General features: G+C 71.0%; 12 protein-coding genes. 8 read left to right on the top strand and 4 right to left on the bottom strand.

Going from position 1 to position 15,465, the window contains the following annotated elements; genetic code table 11:
* Positions 1-160 precede the first annotated feature (160 nt).
* Positions 161-1,321 carry an L-rhamnose isomerase gene (gene rhaI, locus ACQEWB_RS46265; RefSeq protein ID WP_432842360.1) on the top strand — a complete coding sequence of 387 codons (1,161 nt, stop codon included), beginning with the start codon at positions 161-163 and terminating at the stop codon, positions 1,319-1,321.
* A gap of 106 nt (positions 1,322-1,427) precedes the next feature.
* Here rhaI (ACQEWB_RS46265) and ACQEWB_RS46260 read toward each other — a convergent pair whose 3' ends face one another.
* Positions 1,428-2,270: a LysR family transcriptional regulator gene (locus ACQEWB_RS46260; protein ID WP_432842358.1), complete on the bottom strand. Its 843-nt coding sequence runs from the start codon at positions 2,268-2,270 to the stop codon at positions 1,428-1,430.
* A 162-nt stretch (positions 2,271-2,432) separates the two neighbouring features.
* Between ACQEWB_RS46260 and ACQEWB_RS46255 the strand changes: the two genes are divergently transcribed.
* Positions 2,433-3,308, top strand: a complete 876-nt coding sequence (locus tag ACQEWB_RS46255) for an NAD(P)H-binding protein (RefSeq protein WP_432842356.1) — start codon at positions 2,433-2,435, stop codon at positions 3,306-3,308.
* A 17-nt stretch (positions 3,309-3,325) separates the two neighbouring features.
* Here ACQEWB_RS46255 and ACQEWB_RS46250 read toward each other — a convergent pair whose 3' ends face one another.
* Together ACQEWB_RS46250 and ACQEWB_RS46245 are read right to left on the bottom strand one after the other, a co-directional pair.
* Complete coding sequence (locus ACQEWB_RS46250; RefSeq protein ID WP_432842354.1) at positions 3,326-5,959, bottom strand: family 78 glycoside hydrolase catalytic domain; 2,634 nt, start codon at positions 5,957-5,959, stop codon at positions 3,326-3,328.
* On the bottom strand, positions 5,959-7,254 hold the full coding sequence (locus ACQEWB_RS46245) for an MFS transporter (protein ID WP_432842352.1): 1,296 nt from the start codon (positions 7,252-7,254) through the stop codon (positions 5,959-5,961). Before ACQEWB_RS46245 ends, ACQEWB_RS46250 begins: the two co-directional genes overlap by 1 nt.
* A gap of 268 nt (positions 7,255-7,522) precedes the next feature.
* Between ACQEWB_RS46245 and rhaI (ACQEWB_RS46240) the strand changes: the two genes are divergently transcribed.
* From rhaI (ACQEWB_RS46240) to ACQEWB_RS46215, 6 genes are all read left to right on the top strand, one after another.
* Positions 7,523-8,683, top strand: a complete 1,161-nt coding sequence (gene rhaI / locus ACQEWB_RS46240; protein ID WP_432842350.1) for an L-rhamnose isomerase — start codon at positions 7,523-7,525, stop codon at positions 8,681-8,683.
* A gap of 58 nt (positions 8,684-8,741) precedes the next feature.
* On the top strand, positions 8,742-10,781 hold the full coding sequence (locus ACQEWB_RS46235; protein WP_432842348.1) for a bifunctional aldolase/short-chain dehydrogenase: 2,040 nt from the start codon (positions 8,742-8,744) through the stop codon (positions 10,779-10,781).
* Entirely contained in the window at positions 10,778-12,226 is a 1,449-nt protein-coding gene (locus ACQEWB_RS46230; RefSeq protein ID WP_432842346.1) for a rhamnulokinase, read from the top strand. Before ACQEWB_RS46235 ends, ACQEWB_RS46230 begins: the two co-directional genes overlap by 4 nt.
* A 72-nt stretch (positions 12,227-12,298) precedes the next feature.
* Positions 12,299-13,054, top strand: coding sequence for a (Fe-S)-binding protein (locus ACQEWB_RS46225; RefSeq protein ID WP_432842344.1), 756 nt, complete (start codon positions 12,299-12,301; stop codon positions 13,052-13,054).
* Complete coding sequence (locus tag ACQEWB_RS46220) at positions 13,051-14,529, top strand: LutB/LldF family L-lactate oxidation iron-sulfur protein (RefSeq protein ID WP_432842342.1); 1,479 nt, start codon at positions 13,051-13,053, stop codon at positions 14,527-14,529. Before ACQEWB_RS46225 ends, ACQEWB_RS46220 begins: the two co-directional genes overlap by 4 nt.
* Positions 14,526-15,194, top strand: coding sequence for a LutC/YkgG family protein (locus tag ACQEWB_RS46215; RefSeq protein WP_432842340.1), 669 nt, complete (start codon positions 14,526-14,528; stop codon positions 15,192-15,194). Before ACQEWB_RS46220 ends, ACQEWB_RS46215 begins: the two co-directional genes overlap by 4 nt.
* On the opposite strand, the gene ACQEWB_RS46210 is transcribed toward ACQEWB_RS46215, so the two are convergent.
* Positions 15,167-15,427 (bottom strand): alpha-L-rhamnosidase C-terminal domain-containing protein, encoded by a 261-nt coding sequence (locus ACQEWB_RS46210; RefSeq protein WP_432842338.1) that lies wholly within the window; start codon positions 15,425-15,427, stop codon positions 15,167-15,169. The two genes, ACQEWB_RS46215 and ACQEWB_RS46210, sit on opposite strands and share 28 nt — an antisense overlap.
* Between the last annotated feature and the right edge of the window lie 38 nt (positions 15,428-15,465).

The raw sequence follows: 15,465 nt of genomic DNA, 5'->3' as shown, positions 1-15,465 counted from the left end.
AGACTCCTTCGAGAGCCAAAGGTCACGGTCAGGATACGGGCAACAGGGCGTGCGCGAATGCTTGACACTCCTTCGGGAGGCTCTTAGCTTGCCCTTCTGAATCGATTCATCCAGAGGCAGCGCTGAAGCTGTTCCGGACCGACGTCACAGGAGCCCTGAAGTGACCGAGCTCGCCGCGGTGAAGGCCGCGCTGAAGACCCAGGCAGTCGAGACGCCGTCGTGGGCGTACGGGAACTCGGGCACCCGGTTCAAGGTGTTCGCCCAGCAGGGCGTTCCTCGCGATCCCCGGGAGAAGCTCGCCGACGCGGCGCAGGTCCATGCGGTGACCGGGGTGGCGCCGACGGTCGCCCTGCACATCCCCTGGGACAAGGTGGAGGACTACGACGCCCTGGCGAAGTACGCCGAGGATCTCGGTCTGAAGCTGGGGGCGATCAACTCCAACACCTTCCAGGACGACGACTACAAGCTCGGCAGCATCTGTCACGCGGACGCCGTGGTACGGCGCAAGGCGCTGGATCACCTGCTGGAGTGCGTGGACATCATGGACGCCACGGGCTCGCGTGATCTGAAGCTCTGGTTCGCCGACGGCACCAACTATCCCGGCCAGGACGACATCCGCGAGCGCCAGGACCGCCTCGCCGAGGGGCTGGCGGAAGTGTACGAGCGGCTCGGGGACGGGCAGCGGATGCTCCTGGAGTACAAGTTCTTCGAGCCCGCCTTCTACGCCACGGACGTACCGGACTGGGGGACGGCCTACGCGCACTGCCTCAAGCTCGGCGACAAGGCACAGGTCGTGGTGGACACCGGGCACCACGCACCCGGAACCAATATCGAGTTCATCGTCGCCACGCTGCTCCGGGAAGGAAAGCTGGGCGGGTTCGACTTCAACTCCCGCTTCTACGCCGACGACGACCTCATGGTCGGCGCCGCCGACCCCTTCCAACTGTTCCGGATCATGTACGAGGTCGTGCGCGGCGGCGGATACGGCCCGGACGTCGCGTTCATGCTCGACCAGTGCCACAACATCGAAGCCAAGATCCCCGCCATCATCCGCTCCGTCATGAACGTCCAGGAGGCTACGGCGAAGGCGCTGCTCGTCGACCGGGAGGCGCTTGCGGTCGCTCAGCGTGAGGGTAACGTGCTGGAGGCGAACGCGGTGCTGATGGATGCATACAACACGGATGTGCGGCCGCTGCTGGGCGAGGTGCGCGAGGAGATGGGGTTGGACGCGGATCCGATGGGTGCGTATCGGCGTTCCGGGTGGGCTGCGAAGATCGTTGAGGAGCGGGTAGGGGGGCAGCAGGCGGGATGGGGGGCCTGACGGCAGCTCGTCTGCCGTGTTTTGTTGGTCGCCGGGTGCGGGTTGGGTGTGGCTTGTCGCGCAGCTCCCCGCGCCCCTGGAGGGCGCGTGCGGTGGGCGGGCGTTTTCAGGTCACCGATGTGGCCGCGCGGACCAACGCCGCTGTCGCCGTTGAGCAGGAGTGTTGGGGCCAGGCGATCGACAGGGTGGCCGGTGGGGCGTCCGGGAGGGTGCGGTAGGTGACTCCCGGTCGGGGGTAGCGGGTCGTGACCGACTTCGGGAGGAGGGTTACGACCTCGCCCAGTTCCACCAGGGTGAGCAGTTGCGGTAGGTCGGCTATCCCATGGCGTTCGACGATCGTGTCCAGGTAGCGGGCCAGGCCGTGCGGGTTGCCCTCTTCGACGCCCGGGAGGGCGAGGTCGGCGAGGGTCAGGTCGGTGCGGGACGCGAGGGGGTGGGTGGTGGGGATGGCGGCGATCCTGGGTTCGACGGTCACCGTCTCCGCGTCCAGGCCGGTGCGGTCGAAGGGTTCGTAGAGGAGGGCCGCGTCGGCCTCGCCCGCGCGGAGGAGCCGTGCCTGTTCGCCCCAGCCCGAGAGGCGGATCGTCACCGGGAGGGCGGTGGGCTCCGTGGCGTAGCGGGCCAGGATGGATTCCAGCAGGCCCGCCTCGCCGTCGGCCTTCACGGCCAGGACCAGTTTGGGGTGCGGGTCGGCGGCGCGCTGGGCTCGGCGGGTGGCCGCGTGGAAGGCGTCCAGGGCGAAGCGGGCCTCCGTCAGGAGGACGGTGCCCGGCGGGGTGAGAGTCACGCTGTGGGTCGTGCGCTCGAAGAGGGTGACGCCCAGGTCCGTTTCGAGCTTGCGGATGGCGCGGGAGAGGGGCGGGGCGGAGATGCCCAGGCGTTCGGCGGCGCGGGCGAAGTTGAGTTCCTCCGCGACGGCGACGAAGTAGCGCAGTGACCGGGACTCCATGGCCTGGCACCTCCCGTTCGGTATTACCCAGAGGGTAACAAGCGGGATCCGGTCGGTCCTTCCGTGCCGGAGGGGCGGAGCGGAGGATCGGAGCAGGCGGTTCCCGGGCTTATGGCCCCGTCTGTCAACCGCCTTCCCCGCCAAGCCTTTTGGAGTTTCCGCATGCTTGTCATCACCACTCCCACCGGTCAGATCGGCGGGCAGGTCGTCGACCTGCTCCTCGCCTCCGAGGAGCCGATCCGCGTGATCGTGCGGGATCCCTCGCGACTCTCCCCCGAGGTGCGTGAGCGGGTCGAGGTCGTCCAGGGCTCGCATCGTGACCACGATGTCGTCATGAAGGCCTTCGCCGGTGCGGACGCGGTGTTCTGGCTGGTGCCGCCGGACCCGCGCGCGGAGAACGTGGACGGCCACCTCCTCGATCCCACCCGGTCCGCGTGCGAGGCGATCGCCGCCCAAGGCGTCCGACGGGTCGTCGCCGTCACGAGCATGGGCCGCGGAATCGAGAAGGGCGCAGGCCAGTTGTCGGCGGCTCACGTCAGTGAGGAACTGATCGCGAGGACGGGCGTGCGGTTCCGGGCGCTGCGGCCCGCCGGGTTCATGGAGAACCTGCTGTGGCAGCTCGACGCGATCCGCGGTCAGGGCGCCTTCTTCTGGCCGCACCCCGGGAATCGGGCCTTCGCGATCGTCGCCACCCGGGACATCGCGGCCAAGGCCGCCGAGCTGCTGCTCGACGACTCCTGGAGCGGACGGGACGGCGTGCCCCTGGTCAGCCCCGACTCCCTCTCCCCCGACGGCATGGCCCGCATCCTCTCCGAGGTGCTGGAGCGGCCCGTGCGCTACCAGGAGGTCCCCGTCGACGCCTACCGGGCGACGATGCTGGAGCACGGCGCGAGCGAGGCGTGGGCGCAGGGGCTGGTCGACATGGCGGTCGCCCAGAACGAGGGCGCCTATGACGAGGAACACCGCACCGCGCGACCGGGCCCGACCGGCTTCCGCCAGTGGTGCGAGGAGGTGCTCAGGCCGGCCTTCCTGGCCTGAGCACCTCCCGCGCCCGGTCACTCGGAACCGGCGAACGGATGCCGGACCGCAGGCGGCGGCCAGGCGGGTGCGGTGTACGGCCGCCGGAAGGTGCGGCGACCGGAGCCGACCTCGAACGGCCCCTCGTCGCCCGGGAGTTGGACCTCGGCCCGGGTGTTCGGCGGCACGAGCACCTCGACCACCAGCGTCCCGTCCTCGATCCGCCAGCCCGCCTCCGCCCGGCCGTACGGCGTCTCGTGTGCCGCTGCCGCATGGGTGAGGTCGCCGCCGGGAACGGGTGCGATGCGCAGCCGGCGCCAGCCGGGCTCGGCGGCCCCGAGTCCGGCCACCGTGCGGTGCAGCCAGTCGGCGACGGCACCGAGGGCGTAGTGGTTGAAGGAGGTCATCTCACCGGGGTTGACGCTCCCGTCGGGCAGCATCGAGTCCCAGCGCTCCCACACCGTCGTGGCCCCCATGGTGACCGGGTACAACCAGGACGGACAGCCCTCCTCGAGCAGCATCCGGTAGGCCAACTGCGGCTCCCCGCCCGCGCACAGCGCGTCGCAGATCAGCGGCGTACCGGCGAACCCGGTGGCGATCCGGAAGCCGGCCTTGCGCACGACATACGCCAACCGCCGGGCGGCACCGGCCCGTTGACGCTCCGTCGGCAGCAGCGCGAAGCACAGCGCCAGGGCGTACGCGGTCTGCGCGTCGCTCGACAGCCGCCCGCCCGCGGTCACGAACTCGTCGGCGAACGCCGCCCGCACGGACCGCGCCAGCTCCTCGTACCGCTCGGCGTCGTCCTTCTCCCCCAACAGCCGTGCCGTCTCGGCGAGTACGTCGGCGGAACGGGCGACGTAGGCGTTGGCGACCAGGTCACCGTCGGTGCGGGCCGCGCCGGGGTTCTCGGGCGGGGCGGCCGGGTCGAGCCAGTCGCCGAGCTGGAAGTCCTGCCGCCACAGCCCACCGCCCTCCGCGGTGAGCCGGGCGGCGGTCTCCATCCAGGCACGCATGCTGGGGTACTGCGTGCGCAGCACCTCCGTATCGCCGAAGCGCCGGTAGAGCGTCCACGGGAGCAGTACGGCGACGTCGGCCCACACCGCGTGCGGAGTGCCGCCGAAGTCGAAGGGCAGGACGTCCGGAACCACCAACGGCGGTGCCCCGTCGGCCCGTTCGAGCTGCTCGGCGGCCAGGTCGCGCAGCCAGCCGGCGAGCATGCCCGAACAGTCGTAGAGGAAGGAGGCGGTGGGGGCGAAGACCTGGATGTCGCCGGTCCAGCCGAGGCGCTCGTCGCGCTGCGGGCAGTCGGTGGGGATGTCCAGGAAGTTGCCTCGCATGCCCCAGACGACGTTCTCGTGAAGCCGGTTGACGAGTTCGTGCGAGGACTCGAACCAGCCCGTGCGGGCCATGTCCGTGTGCAGGACGACCGCTTCGACGGCGGCCGGGTCCAACTCGCCCGGCCAGCCGTCCACTTCGGCGTAACGGAAACCGTGGAAGGTGAAGTGCGGCTCGTACGTCTCCACGCCCCGGCCGGAGAGCGTGTACGTGTCCGTCGCGGCGGCCTGCCGCAGGGGGCGCACCCCGAGCTCGCCGTGCTCCAGCACCTCGGCGTGGCGCAGGGTGACCGTGTGCCCGGCCGGACCGGACAGGCGGATGCGCAGGCGTCCGACCAGGTTCTGGCCGAAGTCGAGGACGGTCCTCCCGGCAGGGGTGGTGACGACCTCGACCGGAGTCAGGGTCTGGGTGCGGCGCACGGGCGGGCCGGTCGGTGCCACCAACTCGGCCTCGGGCAGCGGGAGTTCGGACACCGGAGACCAGCCGGAGACGTCGTGGCCGGGTTCCGACCAGCCGGTCCGGGCCAGCCGGGCGTCGTACACCTCACCGTCGTACAACTCCGAACGGAGGATCGGGCCGGTCGTGGCGCGCCACGACTCGTCGGTGCCGATGGTGGTGAGGGTGCCGTCGGGGTGGGTGATCTCCAGTTGGGCGAGGAGGGCGCGTCGGTCGCCGTAGAGGTTCCGGCGGCCGCCGTGGAAGCCGAGGCGGCCGGTGTACCAGCCCTCGCCGAGCAGTGCGCCGATCGCGTTGTCGCCCTGGCGCAGGAGGTCGGTGACGTCGAAGGTCTGGTAGCGCAGGCGGTGGTGGTAGGAGGTCCAGCCGGGGGCGAGGACGTGGTCGCCGACGCGGGTGCCGTTGATCTCGGCCTCGTGGACGCCGTAGGCGGTGATGTGGAGGCGGGCCGTGGCGACGGGACGGTCGAGGGTGAAGGCGCGGCGCAGTAGCGCCACCGGGAGCGGGGTGTCGGCGGCCGAGCGGTCGGGGGTGACGGGACGGGCGGTCCAGTCGGTACGGGTGAGCAGTCCCGTCTCCGCCCGGGTGACCGGTGACCAGGGCGACGGTTCGGGGCCCTCGCCCCAGACCTGGACGCGCACTCCGACCCGGCTGCGGGAGCCGAGCGCCTCGCCGGGCCACTCCACCAGCACCGCGTCGGCGCTCTCCACGCGCCCGGTGTCGGTGCGGACGGTTCCCTCGGCGTCGGTGATCTCTATCCGGTACGCCTGCTGGATCCAGCCCGGGGCGTCGGTCTCGGTGCGCCAGCTCAGGCGGGGCCGGGGCTCGCCGATGCCGAGCGGTTCGCGGTGGTGTTCCAGGACGGGAGCGGTGACGCGCATCAGATCGCTTCCTTCTCGAGAACGGCGGACCGGGCACCCGTCACGCTCCGGCCCTGCGGGGCGATGCGGCGGACGATCCACACGCCCAGCACGCCGGAGACGGCCACGCAGGCGGTGGTGCTCCACAGCACCGCGGAGCCGCTGGCGCTCATGAGGGTGGGGGTGGCGAGTCCGGCGAGGCCGCACAGGGCGCGGCTCAGACCGTAGGTCAACCCCTGGGTGGTGGCGCGGAGTTCCTCGGGGAACGCCTCCTGGGACCAGATCTTGTAGTTGGCCTCGCCGGCGAACTGGTTGACGACGTTGTAGAGCAGCATGAAGAACACCATCGCCGCCATCACGGCGCCGCCGGTCGCCGCGGCCACGGCGAAGGCCAGGACCTGGAGGGCCGCGCAGACGTAGAAGAGGCGGTCGCGCCAGGGGGTGTCGGCGAGGCGCACGAAGGCAAGCGAGCAGACCAGGCCGAGCGGGAGGGTGGCCAGGCCCAAGCCGGTGGCGAGGGTCTGGGAGGCGCCGCTGACCGTGGTCAGGAAGTAGGTGCCGTACTGGCCCATGGTGTTGGCGGCCAGGTTCCAGGCCAGGTAGAAGCCGCCGGTCGCGACGAGCGGGACGAGGATCGGCCGGGCGCCCAGGCGGCGCAGGGCGCGTGCGTCGATGCCCTCGGCGCCGCCGCCCCGCTCGGCCTCCTCCAGGGCCGGGGACAGGATGAGGCGGTTGCGCAGCACCCAGCTGACCAGGGCCACGACGGCGAGGTGCGCGAAGAGGAGCTGCGCCGAGAGGTAACCCAGCATGGAGGTGCCGAAGCCGATGACGATCGCGGCCGTGATGCCGAGGACCCACATGGTCTGGGTGGCGCCGATCAGCCGGCCGCGTACCGAACGCGGGGAGTGCTCGGAGACCATGGCCAGGGAGGTCGGCAGATCGGCGCCGGCCGCGAGACCTCCGATGATCATGCCGGCGAAGAGGACGGTGCTGTTGGGCGCGAAGACCAGCAGCGCGGCGCCTACGGCGTAGACCAGGATGTCCACGCCGTACACGCGCTTGCGGCCGAAGCGGTCGGCGAGGCGGCCGCCGACGAGCGAGCCGACGGCGATGGAGAAGGTCAGGGCGGCGCTCAGTGCGCCGAGGCCCCAGGACGACAGGTGGAAGCGGCTCTGCCACAAGCCCAGTGACAGACCGGAGGAGACGATGATGCCGGAGTCGAGGTAGGAGGCCATGCCGGACAGGACGGCCAGGCGCCACTGGGCGCGGGTCACTCGGGGCTTGCCGGGTCCGCTGGGGATGGCGTCGTTGCTCATCGGGGCGGCCTTTCGGAGCGGGGGACGGGGATGGAGGCTGGTTGCACTTCGGGGATTGACACGTGTAACCAGCCATAGCGCTGGCCCGAAACAGGCCATGAAACGTTTCACGGCATCGTGGGGCCACGGCGGCGGCGCGTCAAGGGTTGCCGCACAAATTTCGCCCACCCACCGGGAAGTCGAGGGGGTCCGGCCCGGACATCTTGACGCCGTCCCGGCGATGCGACTACGTTCCCTGAAACGATTCAACCCGTGTTCAGAGGTGGTCATGCCAGACCCGTCCGCCGTGCAGGCAGCACTCGCGACGCAGCACATCGAGACCCCGTCGTGGGCCTACGGCAACTCCGGTACGCGCTTCAAGGTGTTCGCGCAGCCGGGCGTCCCCCGCGACCCCTGGGAGAAGCTCGCCGACGCGGCGCAGGTGCATGCCGTCACCGGGGTGGCGCCGACGGTCGCCCTGCACATCCCCTGGGACAAGGTCGACGACTACGGCGCGTTGGCGAAGTACGCCGAGGAGCAGGGTGTCGCGCTCGGGGCCGTCAACGCGAACGTCTTCCAGGACGACGACTACATGCTGGGCAGCGTGACCAACGCGGATCCGGCGGTACGGCGCAAGGCGATCGGTCATCTGCTGGAGTGCGTGGACATCATGGACGCCACGGGCTCGCGTGATCTGAAGCTGTGGTTCGCCGACGGCACGAACTATCCCGGCCAGGACGACATCCGCGAGCGCCAGGACCGCCTCGCCGAGGGGCTGGCGGAAGTGTACGAGCGGCTCGGGGACGGGCAGCGGATGCTCCTGGAGTACAAGTTCTTCGAGCCCGCCTTCTACGCCACGGATGTACCGGACTGGGGGACGGCCTACGCGCACTGCCTCAAGCTCGGCGACAAAGCACAGGTCGTGGTGGACACCGGGCACCACGCACCCGGAACCAATATCGAATTCATCGTCGCCACGCTGCTCCGGGAAGGAAAGCTGGGCGGGTTCGACTTCAACTCCCGCTTCTACGCCGACGACGACCTCATGGTCGGCGCCGCCGACCCCTTCCAGCTGTTCCGGATCATGTACGAGGTCGTGCGCGGCGGCGGATACGGCCCGGACGTCGCGTTCATGCTCGACCAGTGCCACAACATCGAAGCCAAGATCCCCGCCATCATCCGCTCCGTCATGAACGTCCAGGAAGCCACCGCGAAGGCCCTCCTCGTCGACCGGGAAGCACTCGCGGTCGCCCAGCGCGAAGGTGACGTGCTGGAAGCCAACGCCGTGCTCATGGACGCCTACAACACCGACGTACGACCGCTCCTCGCCGAAGTTCGCGAGGAGATGGGGCTCGACCCCGACCCCATCGCCGCCTACCGCCGCTCCGGATGGCAGCAGCAGATCGCCATCGAGCGTGTCGGTGGTACCCAGGCCGGCTGGGGCGCCTGACTCCCCCGCCACGCGCAGACCCGCAAACGTTCCCACGACGCAAGGAAGAGAACCGATCATGGCACCCCACCCCAAAGCCGCCGCTCTCCTGGCCCGTTCCCATCGGCTCGGCTCCGACCCCCGTAACACCAACTACGCCGGCGGCAACACCTCGGCGAAGGGCATCGAGACCGACCCCGTGACCGGGGGTGACGTCGAGTTGATGTGGGTCAAGGGGTCCGGTGGTGACCTCGGGACGCTCACCGAGGCCGGGCTCGCCGCGCTGCGGATCGACCGGCTGCGGGCGCTCCAGGGCGTGTACCCGGGCGTCGAGCGCGAGGACGAGATGGTCGCCGCCTTCGACTACTGCCTGCACGGGAAGGGCGGGGCGGCGCCGTCCATCGACACCGCGATGCACGGGCTCGTCGAGGCCGCGCACGTCGATCATCTGCACCCGGACTCCGGGATCGCGCTCGCCTGCGCGGCCGACGGGGAGAAGCTGACCACCGAGTGTTTCGGCGACACGGTGGTGTGGGTGCCGTGGCGGCGGCCCGGTTTCCAGCTGGGGCTGGACATCGCGGCGGTCAAGGAGGCGAACCCGCAGGCCATCGGGTGCGTTCTGGGCGGGCACGGGATCACCGCGTGGGGTGCGACGTCCGAGGAGTGCGAGCGGAACTCGCTGCACATCATCCGGACCGCCGAGGCGTTCCTTGCCGACCGGGGCAAGGACGAGCCGTTCGGGCCGGTGATCGAGGGGTATGCACCGCTGGAGCCAGCGGAGCGTCGTGACCGGGCCGCGGCCCTCGCGCCGTACGTCCGCGCGATCGCCTCCCAGGACAAGCCTCAGGTCGGGCACTTCACGGATACCGAGGTCGTGCTGGACTTCGTGGCGAGCGCCGAGCACCCGCGGCTGGCCGCGCTCGGTACCTCCTGCCCGGACCACTTCCTGCGCACCAAGGTGCGGCCGCTCGTCCTCGACCTGCCCCCGACCGTGCCGGTGGAAGAGGCCGTCGCGCGGCTGAAGGAGCTGCACGCGGAGTACCGCGAGGAGTACGCCGCCTACTACGAGCGGCACGCGCTGCCCGACTCCCCCGCGATGCGCGGCGCCGACCCGGCGATCGTGCTGGTGCCGGGCGTCGGCATGTTCTCCTTCGGCAAGGACAAGCAGACCGCCCGGGTGGCCGGCGAGTTCTACGTCAACGCCATCAACGTGATGCGCGGGGCCGAGGCCGTGTCGACGTACGCGCCGATCGAGGAGTCGGAGAAGTTCCGCATCGAGTACTGGGCCCTTGAGGAGGCCAAGCTCCAGCGAATGCCCAAGGCCAAGCCGCTGGCGACCCGGGTGGCGCTGGTGACGGGGGCGGGCAGCGGGATCGGCAAGGCCATCGCGCATCGGCTGGTCGGTGAGGGCGCCTGTGTCGTCGTCGCCGATCTGGACGCCGAGAACGCGGCCGCTGTCGCCGAGGAGCTGGGCGGCCCGGACAAGGCCGTCGCCGTGACCGTCGACGTGACGTCCGAGGAGCAGATCACCGAGGCGTTCAAGGCCGCGGCCCTCGCCTTCGGCGGGGTGGACCTGGTGGTCAACAACGCCGGCATCTCCATCTCCAAGCCGCTGCTCGAGACTTCGGCCCGCGACTGGGACCTTCAGCACGACATCATGGCCCGCGGCTCCTTCCTCGTCTCGCGGGAGGCGGCGCGGGTGATGATCGCGCAGGGGCTGGGCGGCGACATCGTCTACATCGCCTCCAAGAACGCCGTGTTCGCCGGCCCCAACAACATCGCCTACTCCGCCACCAAGGCCGACCAGGCCCATCAAGTACGTCTGCTGGCCGCCGAGTTGGGCGAGCACGGCATCCGCGTCAACGGGGTCAACCCGGACGGCGTGGTGCGCGGTTCCGGGATCTTCGCGGCCGGCTGGGGTGCGCAGCGGGCGGCCGTCTACGGCGTCCCGGAGGAGAAGCTCGGCGAGTTCTACGCCCAGCGGACCATCCTCAAGCGTGAGGTGCTGCCGGAGCATGTCGCCAATGCCGTGTTCGCGCTGACCGGCGGCGAGTTGACGCACACCACCGGGCTGCACGTACCGGTCGACGCCGGCGTCGCGGCCGCCTTCCTGCGATGAGCGCGCTCGTGAAGTCGTACGCCGCGGTCGACCTCGGCGCGTCCAGCGGGCGCGTCATGGTCGGCCGCGTCGGCCCCGAGGGCCTGGAGCTGACCGAGGCCCACCGCTTCCCGAACCGGCCCGTTCGGCTGCCCGAGGGCCTGCGCTGGGACATTCTCGGGCTCTACTGCGGTGTCCTGGACGGCCTGCGGGCCGCAGGTCCTGTCGACTCGGTCGGCATCGACAGCTGGGCCGTGGACTACGGGCTGCTCGACGCGGACGGGGCGCTGCTCGGCAACCCCGTGCACTACCGGGACTCCCGTACCGAGGGGATCGCGGAGAAGGTCTGGGCGGCCCTGCCCGCGGAGCAGCTGTACGCGGCGACCGGTCTTCAGTACGCGCCCTTCAACACCCTGTACCAGCTGGTCGCGGCCCGGGATTCGGCCCAACTCGCGCACGCCGAGCGGCTGTTGCTGGTTCCGGATCTGCTGTCGTACTGGCTGACGGGCGAGCAGGGCACCGAGCTGACGAACGCCTCGACGACCCAGCTGATCGACCCGCGGACGCGCGACTGGTCGTACGACGTGGCCTCCCGGCTCGGCATCGACCTCGGTCTGTTCGCGCCCCTGCGGCAGCCCGGCGATCCGGCGGGGTTCCTGCGGCCCGAGGTGCTGGAGGAGACCGGGCTCGCGGGTCCGGTGCCGGTGACGGCGGTCGGCTCGCACGACACGGCCTCCGCGGTGGCCGCCGTGCCGGCCGGCGGCGAGCGGTTCGCGTACATCTGCACCGGGACCTGGTCGCTCGCGGGCCTCGAGCTGGACGCGCCGGTGCTGACCGAGGAGAGCCGGGCCGCCAACTTCACCAATGAGCTGGGGCTGGACGGCACGGTCCGGTATCTGCGCAACATCATGGGGCTGTGGCTGCTCCAGGAGTGTGTACGGGCCTGGGGCGAGCCGGAGTTGGGGGCGCTGCTGCTGGACGCCGCCAAGGTGCCGGCGCTGCGGTCGGTCGTGGACGCGGGGGACTCCACGTTCCTGGCGCCGGGCCGGATGCCGGAGCGCATCGCCGAGGCGTGCCGCGCCTCGGGGCAGCCGGTGCCCGAGTCGCCCGCGGAGATCACCCGCTGCATCCTCGACTCGCTGGCCCTGGCGCACCGCAGGGCCGTCGAGGACGCGCAGCGGCTGGCCGACCACCCGGTGGATGTCGTGCACGTCGTCGGCGGCGGCACCCGTAACGGGCTGCTGTGCCAGCTGACCGCCGACGCGTGCGGGCTGCCCGTGGTGGCCGGCCCGACGGAGGCGGCCGCGCTGGGCAATGTGCTGGTCCAGGCGCGGGCCCACGGACTCGTCGGCGACCTGGCGGGCGGCCGGCAACTGCTCACCCGTACCCAGGCACTCACGCGGTACGAGCCGCGCGGCGACACGGCACCGTGGCGCGCGGCGCAGGCCGCACTCGCCGCGCGCTGAGCCAGGGTCTCCCCGGGACTCCCTGGCCCGACTACGCTGCACTCATCCGATGATCGATCACAAGGAGCCGCGATGCGTGTCGCCCTGTTCCTGACCTGTGTCAACGACACGCTCTATCCGGACACCGGACGCGCCGTGGTGAAACTGCTGACCAGGCTGGGCGTCGAGGTCGACTTCCCGATGGCCCAGACCTGCTGCGGACAGGCCCACTACAACACCGGCTACCGTCATGAGGCCGAGCCGCTCGCCCGGCATTTCTCCGATGTCTTCGGGGAGTACGAGGCGATCGTGACGCCCTCCGGATCGTGCGGGGCGATGGTGCGGGAGCTGTATCCGCGGATGGGTGAGCGGGCCCGGGCCGAGGGACGCGGGGACACCCTCGCGGCGACGCTGGCGCCGGTGGTGCCGAAGACGTACGAGCTGACGGAGTTCCTGGTGGACGTGCTGGGGGTGACGGACGTCGGCGCGTACTACCCGCACCGGGTGACCTACCACCCCACCTGCCACGGCCTGCGCGGCCTCGGGCTCGGGGACCGGCCGCGCCGCCTGCTCCAGGCAGTCAAGGGGCTGGAGTTGGTGGAGCTGCCGGGTGCCGACGAGTGCTGCGGCTTCGGCGGCACCTTCGCACTGAAGAACTCCGACGTCTCCGCGGCGATGGGTACGGACAAGGTCCGCAACGCCGAGTCGACCGGCGCCGAGGTGCTCTGCGCGGCCGACAACTCCTGTCTGATGCACATCGGGGGCACGATGACGCGGCTCAACGTGGACATGCGGCCGGTGCACATCGCGGAGATCCTGGCGAGCACGGAGGAGGAACCGGCGGTATGAGCGGGACGTTCGTGGGGATGCCGGCCTTCCCGAAGGCCGCGCACGAGGCGGTCAACAACCAGACGCTGCGCGGGAATCTGCGCCACGCCACACACACCATCCGCGCCAAGCGGGCGAAGGCCGTCGCGGAGGTGTCGGACTGGGCGGCGCTGCGGGACGCCGGGAAGCGGATCAAGGACCACACCCTCCTTCATCTCGACCGTTATCTGGAGCAGTTGGAGGAGTCGGTCACGGCCGCGGGCGGCACCGTGCACTGGGCCGCCGACGCCGACGAGGCCAACCGGATCGTCACCGAACTCGTGCGCGCCACCGGCGAGTCGGAGGTCGTCAAGGTCAAGTCGATGGCCACGCAGGAGATCGGGCTCAACGAGGCACTGGAGGCCGAGGGCATCCGTGCCTACGAGACCGATCTCGCCGAGCTGATCGTGCAGTTGGGCAAGGACCGGCCCTCGCACATCCTGGTCCCGGCGATCCACCGCAACCGCGGTGAGATCCGGGACATCTTCGAGCGCGAGATGAGCGAGTGGGGCCGCCCGGCCCCCGAAGGTCTCACCGACACGCCCGCCGAACTCGCCGAGGCGGCACGCCTGCACCTGCGCGAGAAGTTCCTGCGCGCCAAGGTCGGCGTCTCCGGCGCCAACTTCATGGTCGCCGAGACCGGCACGCTGGTCGTCGTCGAGTCCGAGGGCAACGGCCGTATGTGCCTCACCCTCCCCGAGACGCTGATCTCGGTCGTCGGCATCGAGAAGATCGTGCCGACCTGGCGGGACCTGGAGGTCTTCCTCCAGACACTCCCCCGCTCCTCGACGGCCGAGCGCATGAACCCGTACACGTCCATGTGGACCGGCACCACCGACCAGGACGGTCCGCGCGCCTTCCACCTGGTCCTCCTCGACAACGGCCGCACCGACACCCTCGCCGACGAGGTCGGCCGCCAGGCCCTGCGCTGCATCCGCTGCTCGGCCTGCCTCAACGTCTGCCCGGTGTACGAGCGGGCCGGCGGCCACGCGTACGGCTCGGTCTACCCGGGCCCGATCGGCGCCATCCTCAGCCCCCAACTCCGGGGCACGGCAAGCGAGATCGACGCCTCCCTGCCCTACGCCTCGTCGCTGTGCGGTGCCTGCTACGAGGTGTGCCCGGTCGCCATCGACATCCCCGAGGTGCTGGTGCATCTGCGCGAGCGGATCGTGGAGGGCGGTCCGGTGGTCCGCGAGGGCAACAAGGTGGTGCTCAAGCCGGCCAAGGGACATGCCGCCGAGCGGGCGGCCATGCGCGCGGCACGCTGGGCGTTCGCGCACCCGGGCGCCCTGCGCGGCGGTCAGCGGCTCGCCTCGCGCACCCGCCGGCTCCATCCGCGCTCGCTGCCGGGTCCCGGCAAGGCGTGGAGCGGGACGCGGGACCTGCCGGCCGTGCCGGCGGAACCGTTCCGCGACTGGTGGCAGCGGACGCAGGGCGGAAAGGACGGCGCGAAGTGAGCAGCAGGGAACGGATCCTGGGCCGGGTGCGGCGCGCGCTGGCGGAGGTACCGAAGGACGACACGCCGTACGAGCAGGCGGTTCCGCGCGGGTATCTGCGGGAGCACGGGGTGCGGAGTGTCGCGGAGACGGTGGATCTGCTGGCGGAGAACCTCGCGGACTATCGGGCGATCGTGCACCGCACGACGACGGACGAACTGCCGTACCTCATCATGCGATTGCTCGCCGAGCGGGGACCTCAGTACGTGCTCGTGCCGCCGGGGCTGCCGCCTGAGTGGATGTCGGCCGCGGACCCTACCCGGGTCCACGACCGTGCCGTAAGCACGCCCCACGAGCTGGACAAGGTGGAGAGCGTGGTCACGGGTTGCGCCCTCGCCATCGCCGAGACCGGCACGATCGTCCTCGACGGCTCCCCCGACCAGGGCCGCCGCCGCATCACCCTCGTGCCCGACCACCACATCTGTGTCGTACGGGTCCCGGAGCAGGTCGTCTCCTCCGTGCCCCAGGCCCTCGAACGCCTCGACCCGGCACGCCCGTTGACATGGATCTCCGGTCCGTCGGCGACCAGCGACATCGAGCTGGACCGGGTCGAGGGGGTGCACGGTCCGCGCACCCTGGAGGTGGTGCTGGTGGGCGATCAGGCGAGCGCGGAGGTCAACTCGTAGCTCCCTGAGGGGAGTTCGTACGACGCCGCGCCGTCCGTGAAGCCCGTGAACTTCACGCCGGGGACGCGGGACAGGGGCGTCCGGCCCTCACGGACGGTGTCGGGGTCGGTCGTCGGGATGCGCAGGGTCGCCGTGCTGCTGCCCGGCACGGTGGCCCGGTAGGTGAGGCGCCGGTCCCTCGCGGTCCACTCGCCGGCGATCTCGCCGTACGGCGAGACGTGCGAGCCGGACACGTGCCTGATCCTGCCGGTCGGGTCGAGGTGGGGCTTGA

The organism is Streptomyces sp. CA-249302 (assembly GCF_050936785.1).
Taxonomy (GTDB): Bacteria; Actinomycetota; Actinomycetes; order Streptomycetales; family Streptomycetaceae; genus Streptomyces.
Note: the sequence above shows the minus strand (reverse complement) of the source record. Positions and strands in the feature narration are given on the sequence as shown.